This is a genomic window from Sphingobium sp., assembly GCF_003248505.1.
Lineage (GTDB): Bacteria > Pseudomonadota > Alphaproteobacteria > Sphingomonadales > Sphingomonadaceae > Sphingobium.
Window position 1 is genome coordinate 40,062 of sequence record NZ_QFOA01000003.1, and the last position, 12,007, is coordinate 52,068.

9 protein-coding genes are annotated in these 12,007 nt (G+C 67.2%); 2 read left to right on the forward strand and 7 right to left on the reverse strand.

What is annotated here, in order from left to right; genetic code table 11:
• Positions 1-7: 7 nt before the first annotated feature.
• The 7 genes from DI606_RS02100 to DI606_RS02130 all read right to left on the reverse strand — a co-directional run bounded on the left by DI606_RS02100 (position 8) and on the right by DI606_RS02130 (position 8,340).
• Positions 8-1,420 (reverse strand): efflux transporter outer membrane subunit, encoded by a 1,413-nt coding sequence (locus DI606_RS02100; RefSeq protein WP_293979423.1) that lies wholly within the window; start codon positions 1,418-1,420, stop codon positions 8-10.
• Entirely contained in the window at positions 1,413-2,315 is a 903-nt protein-coding gene (locus DI606_RS02105; RefSeq protein WP_293979425.1) for an efflux RND transporter periplasmic adaptor subunit, read from the reverse strand. Before DI606_RS02105 ends, DI606_RS02100 begins: the two co-directional genes overlap by 8 nt.
• On the reverse strand, positions 2,312-2,527 hold the full coding sequence (locus DI606_RS02110; protein WP_293979426.1) for a DUF1656 domain-containing protein: 216 nt from the start codon (positions 2,525-2,527) through the stop codon (positions 2,312-2,314). The genes DI606_RS02105 and DI606_RS02110 overlap by 4 nt, the downstream gene beginning before the upstream one ends.
• Positions 2,524-4,575, reverse strand: a complete 2,052-nt coding sequence (locus DI606_RS02115; RefSeq protein WP_293979428.1) for an FUSC family protein — start codon at positions 4,573-4,575, stop codon at positions 2,524-2,526. Before DI606_RS02115 ends, DI606_RS02110 begins: the two co-directional genes overlap by 4 nt.
• Complete coding sequence (locus tag DI606_RS02120) at positions 4,572-5,024, reverse strand: MarR family transcriptional regulator (protein ID WP_293979429.1); 453 nt, start codon at positions 5,022-5,024, stop codon at positions 4,572-4,574. Before DI606_RS02120 ends, DI606_RS02115 begins: the two co-directional genes overlap by 4 nt.
• A gap of 122 nt (positions 5,025-5,146) precedes the next feature.
• Positions 5,147-5,449, reverse strand: coding sequence for a hypothetical protein (locus tag DI606_RS02125; protein ID WP_293979430.1), 303 nt, complete (start codon positions 5,447-5,449; stop codon positions 5,147-5,149).
• A gap of 23 nt (positions 5,450-5,472) precedes the next feature.
• Complete coding sequence (locus DI606_RS02130) at positions 5,473-8,340, reverse strand: pitrilysin family protein (RefSeq protein ID WP_293979431.1); 2,868 nt, start codon at positions 8,338-8,340, stop codon at positions 5,473-5,475.
• A gap of 208 nt (positions 8,341-8,548) precedes the next feature.
• On the opposite strand from DI606_RS02130, the gene clpB reads away from it, so the two are divergent.
• Complete coding sequence (clpB, locus tag DI606_RS02135; protein ID WP_293979432.1) at positions 8,549-11,128, forward strand: ATP-dependent chaperone ClpB; 2,580 nt, start codon at positions 8,549-8,551, stop codon at positions 11,126-11,128.
• Positions 11,129-11,206: 78 nt separating this feature from the next.
• Positions 11,207-11,938, forward strand: coding sequence for a 2OG-Fe(II) oxygenase family protein (locus DI606_RS02140; RefSeq protein ID WP_293979433.1), 732 nt, complete (start codon positions 11,207-11,209; stop codon positions 11,936-11,938).
• Positions 11,939-12,007 lie beyond the last annotated feature (69 nt).

A 12,007-nucleotide genomic window follows, 5' to 3' on the forward strand; every position in this document is an offset into this window, starting at 1 on the left:
GATCCGGTCAGGGCGCGCTTTCGCCCCAGCCTCCGCCGAGCGCCAGGAAGATCGCGATCTGGTCCTGCACCAGCTGCGTGCGGGCGCTTGCCGCCGTCACCTCGGCACTGGCGAGGCTCCGCTGCGCGTCGAGCAGCGACAGGAAGTCGCCCCGCCCGAACCGGAACAATCGCCCTGCCTGCGCCGCCGATGTCGCTGCGCTGTCGCGCGCGCGATCAAGCGCCGCCGCCCGCTCGGCATCGCGGCGATAGGTTTCGAGCGCGCTTTCCGCCTGTCGCAACGCTTCCAGTACGCTCGCGTCGAACCCGGCCAGATCCGCGCGCACCTGCGCATCGGCCTGCGCGATCCGGGCGCGCACCACCGGGCGGTTGGGAAAGCTCCAGCTGAGCAGCGGCCCCAAGCTGAAGCCGAAGCTCGTCGGTCCGCCGATGGCCTTGACCGGCCCCGACAGCCCCACCGACCCGCCGATGCTCACCTGCGGATAAAGATCGGCCATCGCCACGCCCAGCCGCGCGGTGTCGCCCGCGATGGCGCGTTCCGCCTGCCTGATGTCGGGCCGCCGCCGGATGAGCGCCGCGCCGTCGCCCACCGGCACCGGCTGCCCGATGGAGGGTAGCGCCGCGCAACTCTCGACCCCGGCCGGATAGTCGGCGGGCGGGCGTCCCAGCAGCGTCGCCAGCAGGTAAAGCGCATTCTGCCGCTGCGCCTCGAACGCGGGCAGGGCGGCGGCGCTCGCCTCCACCGCCGCCTGCGCGCGGCTCACGTCGAACGACGTGCCTCGCCCACCGCGCGCCAGCCGCTGCGTCGCGGTCAGCGTATCGCGTTGCAGCGCGACGACGCGGCGATTGACGGCCAGGCTGAAATTGGCGGCGCACACCTGCGCATAGGCGCGGGCGGTCGCCGCCGCGATGCCGACGCGCACATAGTCGCGCGCCGCCTGCGCCGCTTCCACGTCCGCGCCGCTCGCCTCGATCGCGCGACGGATGCGACCGTTCAGGTCGAGCGGGTAGGATGCCGCGAGGCCAAGGTCGTAGCTGGCGACGCCCGGCAGGCTGTATCCCGTGCCCGAAGGCCGCGCCAGCGTCGTCCCCGCCGACACGTCGGTGCCGATGGTGCGTCCCGCCTCCGCCTCGCGCAGCACCGCCTGCGCGCGTTCCACATTCGCCCCGGCCTGCCGCAGGTCGGCGTTGGCGGCCAGCGCCTCTTCGATCAGCGTGTCGAGGCGCGGGTCGGCATAAAGCCGCCACCAGCGATCAGGCGGCTCGGCCTGCGCAAAGGCTGCACCCCTCGCCGAATGGAAGGGGCCCGTCGCCGCCGCCGCCGTCGCCGCGCTTTCCGCCGGCGGGCGATAGTCCGGCCCGGCGGTGGCGCAGCCCGACAGCAGCAGCGCGCCTGCGGCTGCGGCGATCCCCTTACGCATGGCGGCATTCCCCTGGCTTCGCGTCCCGCGCCGCCGGTTGCACCGTCACCGTCGCGGTCCGCCCGGAAATCAGGCGGAGTCCGGCGGGCACCCGGTCCAGCCTGACCCGCACCGGAATCCGCTGGGCAAGCCGCACCCAGCTGAACGTCGGTTCGACATTGGGCAGCAGGTTGCCCGCGTTCGACCGGCTGTCGTCGTTAATGCCGTAGGCGATGCTTTCCACCCGCCCGTGCAGTTCCTGCGGCTCGCCCATCAACCGCACGGCGACCGGCGCGCCGATGCAGATGAGGCCGAGCTTCGTTTCCTCGAAATAGCCCTCTACGCGCAGCGAATCGCTGTCGATCAGCGCCAGCGCCTGCGTGCCCGCGCCGACATAGTCGCCCGGATGCAGGTCTAGGTTCGTCACGACGCCGTTGACCGACGCGCGCACCTGCGTGCGCTTGAGGTTCAGCGCGGCGGCGTCGCGCGCGCTCATCGCCTCGGCCAGCGCCGCCTGCGCCGTCGCCACCCGCGCGACATTCTGCTCATGCGTTTCGGCGGCGACCAGGTCGCCCAGCGCCAGGTCGCGCTTCGCCTCGCGCCGCGCCTGCGCCAGCGTCGCCTGCGCGCTTTCGATCCGCGCCTTGGACTGGTCGAGCGCCAGCGCATAGCGCGGCGTGTCGATGACGAACAGCAGGTCGCCCGCCTTCACCCGCTGGTTGTCGCGCACCGCCACCGACGTCACGAGGCCGCTGATGTCGGGGGTCACCCGCACCACGTCGGCGCGCACGCGCCCGTCGCGCGTCCAGGGGCTGCGTTCATAGTGATTCCACATCCAGATCGCGGCGATGGCGGCGGCGATGACGATCAGGATCGTGGCGGCGCTGCGGGACAGGGTGGCGAAAAGCGGCTTCATGGGTTCAGTCCAAGGGAGGGGAAGAGGAAAGCGAGCGCGCACAGGATCAGTACGAAGAGGCTGAGGTCCACCGCGGCGCGATAGGCAAGGAAACGATAGAGGCCGAGCGCGCCGACGACGCGCGTCGCCGCCCAGGTCAGCGCCAGCGCGATCAGCCCCAGCAGCAACAGCGTCGGCACGAAAATGCCGCCCAGCGCGATCTCTCCGGTCATGCGGCGGCTCTCCTATATGCTTCCGCCTGCGGGAAGAGGTTGCGGCGCAGGCTGACCAGGCCCAGCACCCCTTCGCGCTGCACGGCAGGGCGGGGATGGGCGGCGAGGTCGCCGATGGCGGCGTCGATGGCGTGCAGCAGGGCGGGGTCGGCGGGCGCGGGCGCAACGGGGTCGAGGCCGCGATAATGGTGCGCCACGCCGCTCAGCACATGGGCGAGCGGTTCCGCCTCCGCCGGGGGCAGCGCGATCCGCACCTGCTTGAGTTCCCCGATGGCAACCCCGGTGCGCAGATCGCGGAGCGCGTCGTAGAGCGGCGCGCCGCTGTCCGCGCGCGTGGCGGCAAGGCGGGGAGCGAGCAGGGCGATGCGGTCGAGCATCCGGTTGATCCACCCGCGCACGTCAGGCGCGCTCATCATCGTCGCCCGATTGGCGATGTCGCGCCATCCCGCGCGCACCGTCCGCGCGATGGCGCGCTCGGCCCCCGCCGATTGCAGCAGCCCCGCCATCACGATCGCAAAGAAAATCCCCCCGATCTGCGCCACCGCACCGTTGGCATAGTTCTGGAACGCGCCGACATAGCGGTCCGACAGCAGCACCGGGCTGCCGAGCCCCAGTAGCGTGGGCAGCGCGATCCCCATCCAGCGCGGCGACGCCATCATCGCGCCCAGCACCAGCAGCGGCGGCGCGTAGGCCAGCGCCAGTTCGCCGAACCCGTCGAGCCGCGGCATGATCGCATAGCCATAGAGCGCGCCCAGCGCCGTCGCCACCAGCGTTCCGATCATGAAGCCCTTGAGCGGCGCGAGCGGATTGTCCTGCGCCGCGAACAACGCCAGGAACACGCCCGCCAGCATCACTGCCGTGCCCCCGTCGTGCCAGCCGCTGCCGATCCACAGCGCGCTGCCCACGACTATCGTCAGCCAAGCGCCGAACGCCGCCCGCGCCGCGCCCGCATAATCGCGGTGCAGCGCGCGGCTGCCGCGCACGGCAAGCAACTGCGCCACGCGCGGCGTCACGGCGGCGCGGTGGTGCGTCGCCATCTGGTCGTGCAGGTCGCGGCAATCGCGATGCGCAGCGATCAGCGTCGCGAGCCGGGCATAGAGGCTGAGACGCAGCATATCGGCCCAGCCGCTGTCCGCGCGCAGCGGCGGCTCCATCGCGGCGCATCGGTCGATCAGCGCCTGCGCCCGCGCCGCGCGGGTCGCATTGTCGACCACCGGCGAATCGAGCCAGTCGCGCACGTCGGCGATCAGCGCCTGCGCCGGGGCAGGGGCCTGCCCGCCGCTGACCGCCTTCAACTGCGCCAGCCGATCCTCCACCGCCGCGCCCAGCGGCAGCAGCAGCGACAACTGGTCCTGGAGCGCGCGCACCGTGCGCACGCGCGGCGCCTGGCGACTGAGGTCGTAGGGCAGGTGGATCGACATCTGGTGCAGTTCGGTGATGTCCTGCGCCAGCCTGCGCCGTTCGGCGTCCAGCCCCTCGACCGGATCGACCGCGATGGCATCGCGCGACCAGCGTTCTGCGTCGCGCAGCATCGCCTCCACCCGCGCCAGCAGCGCGCCCGTCACCGATCCGGGCAGGATGACGCTGTGCACCAGGCTGCCGCAGGCGATGCCGATCAGGATTTCCTGCACCCGCAGCGACGCGACGGTGAAGATGGTCTGCGGCGCATCCACCGTCGGACAGACGATCAGCACGGCGGTATAGCCCGCCAGCACGAACATGTAGGATCGCGGCGTCCGGTCGAGCAGCGACACGAACACGCACAGCCCCAGCCACGACGCCAGCGCCAGCACCAGCAGTTCAGGTGCGTTCACCAGCGGGGGCACGACCGCGACGGCGAACATCGCGCCCACGACCGTCCCGATGGCACGGAACGCCGCCTTCGATACGACCGCGCCCGCCATCGCCTGCGCCACGATATAGCTGGTGAGGAACGCCCAATAGGGCCGCTCCAGCCCGATGCTGAACGCCACGAACAGGGCCAGCATCGCCGCGGCGTAGCTTTTCAGCGAAAAGAGCGCGGCAGGAACGCCGAACCGCTCGCTCATGGCCGGCTCTGGCGCTTCCGCTCCCCGATGCGCGCGCCGATCAGGTCGAGCAATCCGGCGGTCAGTTCGATCGCCTCGTCGGGAATATCGGTCAGGATCGATTCGCGCAGCGTGCCCAGCCTTTCCTCGATCCGCAGGACCAGCGCTTCGCCCGCGTCGGTCAGGCCGATGAGGTTCGCCCGCTTGTCCTGCGGGTGGCGGACTCGATGGATGAGGCCCGCACCCTGCAACTGGTCGAGCGTGCGGACGAGCGAAGGCTGCGCCACGCCCATCGCCTCGGCCAGTTCGGCCTGCCGCGCGGGGCCGTCGCGCTCGATATGGATAAGGCACCAGCTCGCGCTGTTTGATACGCCCAGCTCGCCCAGCATATCGTCCGCCACACGCCGCCACTGGCGGGCGACGGCGGCGATCTTGTGGCCCAGCAGGCGGCGATGCTCCGGAGTCGACATAAACGTTAGGTAGCTAACTAACGAAAATTTTCAACTATGGTTCGACTGTCTACGTCGCTGTCTCGCAAAAAAACGCCCCGACCCACGGGTCGGAGCGCTTTTCCTTGCTCACACGATGGGAATCAGGCGCGTCGGGTGCCGTTGAACGCCGACGCGCCGAACGCTCCCAGTTGCATCGTCCCGGTGATCGCGTCGCCCTGGACCTCCGCCTCGCATTCCAGCGTCATCGGCATCGGCATGGTCATTTCCATCTTCCAGGTCAGCTTGTTGCCCGCCACCTGTCCTTCGGTCACGTCCAGCGATCCCATCATGCCTGCAAAGGTGCCGTTGAAGCGGTCGCCGCTGCTGATGACGGTGAACACACCCTTCTGGTCGCCCATCGGAGTCTTCGCGACGCAATCGTAAGCGCCATCGACTTCAGCCATCTCATATCTCCTTTACGTGTCCGTCAATCGGCCAGTGTGCCCATTTCCACCGGCAGCCCCGCCGCGTCAAGTTGCGGGCGCACCAGCTTGGCGTCCCCCACCACCACCCAGATCAGCCGGTCGGGATCGATCGCCTCGCGGGCGGCCTTGTCCAGATCGGCAGCGGTCATCGCGCGATAGGTTTTGGGCAGCGTCTCGTAATAATCGTCGGGCCGACCGATCAGGTCGTTACGCATCATCGCCGACAAAAGGTCCGACGACGTTTCGAAACTCCCCGGCAGCGACAGGATCTGGCTGTTGATCGTCTGGTTGCGCTCGGCCTGCGTCGTGCCCTTCGCGGTCAGATAATCCCGGATGTCCTGGCGGGCAGCGACGATGGACTCGCCCGTCTTGTCGGTCTGCACGGGTGCGAAGACCAGCAGCGGGATTGTATCCTTGACGCCGGGCAGCGCGGTCCCGGCGGAATAGGCCCACCCCTTCGTCTCACGCAGGTCGGTGATGAGCCGCGAGGATGTGGAACCGCCCAGCACTTCGTTCGCGGTCTGGAGCGTCACCGGATTGTCGGTGCCCTTCTTGCCGGTGAGGAGGCCCGCGAGAATCATCGACTGCGGGCTTTGCGGCTTGTCGATCAGGACGATCCGCGCCGGGCGCGCCATCCGGTCCATGCGGAACGTCTTGACCCCTTTGGCCGCAGCCGCCGGCTTCCAGTCGCCGAACCGCTTTTCCAGAAGCGGCATCAACTCGCCCAGCGTCGTGTCCCCCGCGACGAATACGGTCGCATTGTCGGGACGCAGCCATGTGTCGTGGAACCGGGTCAGGTCCGCCCTCGTCACCGCCTTGACCCCGGTTTCGGTGCCGGACCCTGTGAACGGGATGCCGTAGGGATGCGCCTGCCCGTAGAGCAAAGGCGGCAGCATCCGCTGCGCGATGGCCATCGGCTCGGTCTTTTCCGCCTTGATGCGGGTCAGGATCTGTCCGCGCAGTCGTTCCACCTCCTCGGGCTTGAACGCCGGGTTGCGGATCACGTCTGCCAGCAGGCCGAGCGACGCGTCGAGATTGGGCTTAAGCGCAAACAGGCCGACCGTGGTGCGGTCCATGCCGTTGGCCGCGCTGATCGCCGCGCCCAGCCTTTCCTGTTCCTCGGCGATCTGCCTGCCGGTGCGAGTGGCGGTGCCTTCGTCCAGCAGCGCGGTGGCAAGGCCCGCCGTGCCGAGCTTCGCCCGGTCGTCCGCCGCATTGCCCGCATCGAACGCCACCGAAACGCGCACCGTCGGCACCGCCGTCCGTCGCGCGAACACGACCTTGATCCCGTTTTTGAGCGTCGCGCGCTCGACATCGGGAAAGTCGAGGTCCTTGACCGGTTGGATCGGCGGCTCGGCCACCCTGGTGGGGGCAGGGGGCGCGGCGGCGGCGGGTGCGGACGATCCAGGTTGCTGGAAATAGGCCGGGCGATGGGTCGCATTCCCCGCCAGCGCATTGTCCGCAGCGCTCCGTTCGCCCGGCGCGACCGTCAGGCGCAGCACGGGGCGGCCCAGCCATTTGCGCGCCGCCGCGCTGACCGACTGCGGCGTGGCGGCGGCATAGACGGCCAAGTCCTTCTTGTACTTCGCCGGATCGTTCGAATAGACCGCGCCCTCGGCCAGCGTCACTGCCTTGCCCGAAAAGCCACCGACTTTCTCCAGCCCCGAAATCGTACCCGAAGCCTGCCCCGTCGCGGCGCGCAGCACCTCGTCCGCGCTCGGCCCCTTGGCGAGATAGTCGGCGAGCAACTGGTCGAGCCGCCTGCCCACTGCCACCGGATCGGTGCCCGGCTTCACGTCCACCGTGATTTCGGCGATGGACAGCTTCTCGAACGGCTGGATGCTGGCTTTCACCCCGACCGCGACCTTCTCGTCGCGCACCAGCACATTGTCGAGGCGGGATGACGCCAGCCCGCCGAACACGGCCATCGCGATGTCGAGTTGCGGCAGATCGGCGGAATTGACGCCCGGCACGATCCAGTTGCGATACAGCCGCGTCGCCGCGACATTGTCGTGCATGACGACCTCTGCATCCTTGGGCAGCGTCGGCACGGTCGCATCGACATCGACGGGCGCGGGGCCTGTCGGGATGTTGCCGAACCACTTGCCGACCTTCGCCTTCGCCGTCGCCGCGTCGATATCTCCCGCCAGCACCAGCACCGCGTTGTTGGGGCCGTAATGCGTCTTGAACCAGCTCTGCACGTCCGCAAGGCTCGCGGCATTGAGGTCCGCCATCGACCCGATGGTAGAGTGGCGGTAGGGATGGCCTTCGGGCAGCAGTGCGGCGAGCTGCGCATATTCGACCAGGCCATAGGGCTCGTTCTCGCCCATGCGCTTTTCATTCTGCACGACGCCGCGCTGGGTATCGAGCTTCTTCTGCGTCACCGCGCCCAACAGATGTCCCATCCGGTCGGATTCGAGGAACAGCGCCCGGTCCAGCGCGCCGGTCGGCACCGTCTCGAAATAATTGGTGCGGTCGAACCAGGTCGTCCCGTTCCAGTCGGTCGCGCCGATATCCTCCAGCCGCCCGAAGAAGGGGCCGTCCGCATTTTCCGAACCGTAGAACATCAGATGCTCGAACAGATGCGCGAAGCCGGTCTTGCCGGCAGGTTCGAAGCGCGATCCGACATGATACCATACGGACACGGCCACGATGGGTGCCTTGCGATCGGTATGGACGATGACGCGCAGGCCGTTGGGCAGGCGGAACTCCTCATAGGGAATGTCCACCTTCGCCACCAGGCTGGACAGCGGCGCAGGCGCAGCGGTCGCGGTGGCGCTCTGCGCTAACGCCCCGGCACTATGGGTCAGGGCGAGCGCGGACAGGCCGACCATCAGGGTAAGGCGGCGCGACAGGGGAGACAGGATCATGGAAGGCCTCTTGCGTTCGGCGGGGACCGGCGCGGCGACGAATGCGCCACAGATGGCCGCACCATAGCGGGGCAGGGGGACCGTGCAATATGGATAAACGACGCTCGCCGCGTGTGCTGCCGACCACGCGCCAATATTGCGCCTGGCCCCTTGTGTTGTTTTTGGGCAACACTACATTCTCGGCATTCAAGTGAGAGTGGGATTTGCGATGAACCTCGAAAAATTCACCGACCGTGCCAAGGGCTTCCTCCAGTCGGCGCAGACCGTGGCGATCCGGATGAGCCATCAGCGGATCAGCCCGGAACATCTGCTCAAGGCGCTGCTGGAGGATGAGCAGGGCATGGCGTCCGGCCTGATCCAGGCGGCGGGCGGATCGGCGCAGGTTGCGCTGCGCGACACCGACGCCGCGCTTGCCAAGGTGCCGTCCGTCTCGGGCAGCGGCGCGCAGCAGACGCCCGGGCTCGACAACGATGCCGTGCGCGTACTCGATTCGGCCGAGCAGGTCGCGCAGAAGGCGGGCGACAGTTTCGTGACGGTCGAACGGCTGCTCCTGGCGCTGACCCTTGCCACCACGACCGCCGCTGGCAAGGCGTTGGCGGCGGCGGGCGTGAAGGCTGAGGCGCTCAACGCCGCGATCAATCAACTGCGCGGGGGGCGCACCGCCGATACCGCAGGCGCGGAGGATCGCTACGACGCGCTCAAGAAGTTCGCGCGCGACCTTACTGCCGCCGCGCGCGAGGGCAAGCTCGACCCGGTCATCGGTCGCGACGAGGAAATCCGCCGCACGATCCAGATCCTCGCGCGCCGTACCAAGAACAACCCTGTCCTCATCGGCGATCCCGGCGTCGGCAAGACGGCGATTGCCGAGGGCCTTGCGCTCCGTATCGCTCATGGCGACGTGCCCGATACGCTCAAGGACCGGACGCTGATGGCACTCGACATGGGCTCGCTGATCGCGGGCGCCAAATATCGCGGCGAGTTCGAGGAACGGCTGAAGGGCGTACTCGACGAAGTGAAGGGCGCGGACGGCCAGATCGTCCTCTTCATCGACGAAATGCACACGCTGGTGGGCGCGGGCAAGTCGGAAGGGGCGATGGACGCGGGCAATCTACTCAAGCCCGCCCTCGCGCGTGGCGAACTGCACTGCATCGGCGCGACCACGCTCGACGAATATCGCAAATATGTCGAAAAGGACCCTGCTCTCCAGCGGCGGTTCCAGCCCGTCTTCGTGGGCGAAGCTACGGTTGAGGACACGATCTCGATCCTGCGCGGCATCAAGGACAAATATGAAACGCACCATGGGGTGCGCATCGCCGACAGCGCGATCGTCAGCGCCGCGACGCTGTCCAACCGCTACATCACCGACCGTTTCCTGCCCGACAAGGCGATCGACCTGATGGACGAAGCGGCGAGCCGCATTCGCATGGAGGTGGAGAGCAAGCCCGAGGAAATCGAAAATCTCGACCGCCGCATCATGCAGCTTCAGATCGAGCGAGAGGCGCTGCGCAAGGAAAGCGATCAGGCGTCGAAGGACCGTCTCGCGACGCTGGAGGGCGATCTCGCCAATCTGGAACAGCAGTCGGCGGAACTGACGACGCGCTGGCAGGCGGAAAAGGACAAGATCGCTGGCGAGGCGAAGCTGAAGGAACAGCTCGACGCCGCCCGGCTGCAGCTGGAACAGGCGCAGCGTTCGGGCGAATATGCGAAAGCGGGCGAACTGCAATATGGCACCATCCCCGGCCTCGAAAAGCAGCTGGAGCAGGCGCAGTCCGCGTCCAAGGGCGCGATGTTGCGCGAGGAAGTGACCGCCGAGGACATTGCCGCCGTGGTTTCCCGCTGGACCGGCATCCCGGTCGACCGGATGCTGGAGGGCGAGCGTGAGAAGCTGCTCGCCATGGAAAGCGAGCTTGGCAAGCGGGTCATCGGCCAGGCGGACGCGGTAAAGGCCGTGTCCACCGCCGTTCGCCGCAGCCGCGCCGGGCTACAGGATCCTAACCGTCCGCTCGGTTCCTTCCTCTTCCTCGGCCCCACGGGCGTGGGCAAGACCGAACTGACCAAGGCGCTCGCCGGATTCCTGTTCGACGACGACAGCGCGATGGTGCGTATCGACATGAGCGAGTTCATGGAAAAGCATTCCGTCGCTCGCCTCATCGGTGCGCCTCCAGGCTATGTCGGTTACGAGGAAGGCGGCGTGCTGACCGAAGCGGTCCGCCGCCGCCCCTACCAGGTCGTCCTCTTCGACGAGGTGGAAAAGGCGCATGGCGACGTGTTCAACATCCTGCTTCAGGTGCTGGACGATGGGCGACTGACCGATGGACAGGGCCGCACGGTCGATTTCACCAACACGATCATCGTGCTGACATCGAACCTCGGCAGCCAGTATATCGCGGGCCTGGGGGACGAGGACCCGGTGGAAAAGGTGGAGGATCAGGTAATGGAGGTAGTCCGTAGCCACTTCCGCCCCGAATTCCTCAACCGGCTCGACGAGATCGTCCTCTTCCACCGGCTGGGCGTGGCCCATATGGCACCGATCGTCGACATCCAGGTCGCCCGCATCGGGCAACTGCTGAAAGACCGGAAGATCAGCCTCGACCTGACCGAAGGCGCACGGGCGTGGCTGGGACGGGTGGGGTACGACCCGGTCTACGGCGCAAGACCGCTCAAGCGCGCGGTCCAGCGCTACCTGCAGGACCCGCTCGCCGACCTCATCCTGCGCGGCGAAGTCCCTGACGGCGCAACCGTGCACGTCGAGGATGGCGATGGGGCGTTAAAGCTGGATGTCGGATAATCCAGCCCGACCGGGCATCTCCAAACGAGAACGCCCGGTCGGACATGGTCAAGTCGGCAAATGACGATACAAGGGATCATGCCCCAAGCCAGCGACATTGCGATCCACTCTGACATCGACATCCTCGCATGGCAGGAGTTGTTTGGTGCCAGACAGCGCATCCAGATACCGAACTTCCTGACCGCGTCATCGGCCGACACCTTACGTGACCATCTCCAAAATGAAGTTGATTGGACGCACGTTATCAATGGCGAGGAAAAGGTGTTCGAAATCGCGAGCGGCGACTTTGACGCACTGGACCCAAGCGTAAGGAAGAGGCTGAACATCGCTCTCTACGAAAAGGCCGCGTCCGCCTTCCAATTTCAATTCGACAATCGTCGCGTGTCCGACATCGATATCCAGCAAGGGGTTGGAGACGATCTGCTCCATCATTTCGGGCAATGGATCAACAGTCCGCAGACGCTCGGCCTCTTTCGGAATGTGACGGGTCGACAGGATATCGGTTTCGCCGATGTGCAGGCCACACGCTACAGATCCGGCGATTTCCTGACCGGTCATGACGACGTCATTCCCGGCAAGGATCGGCTATTCGCCTATGTCTTGAACCTGAGCGACAATTGGCGCACCGAATGGGGCGGGTTGCTGCTGTTCCATGATGTCGACAGTCGCGTCGCCGAAACCTTCGTCCCGATCTTCAATTCTATCAGCCTCTTCAGTGTCGGTCAGCCCCATAGCGTCAGCTACGTCACGCCCTTCGCACAGGAAGAGCGGCTGTCCATCACCGGCTGGCTGCGTAAGGGCGTCGCCTAGCTCAATCTCGCAGAGCCGAATCGAAGCAGCGACGAATATCCGCAGCTTTTCCCTGCCAAAACGACAATG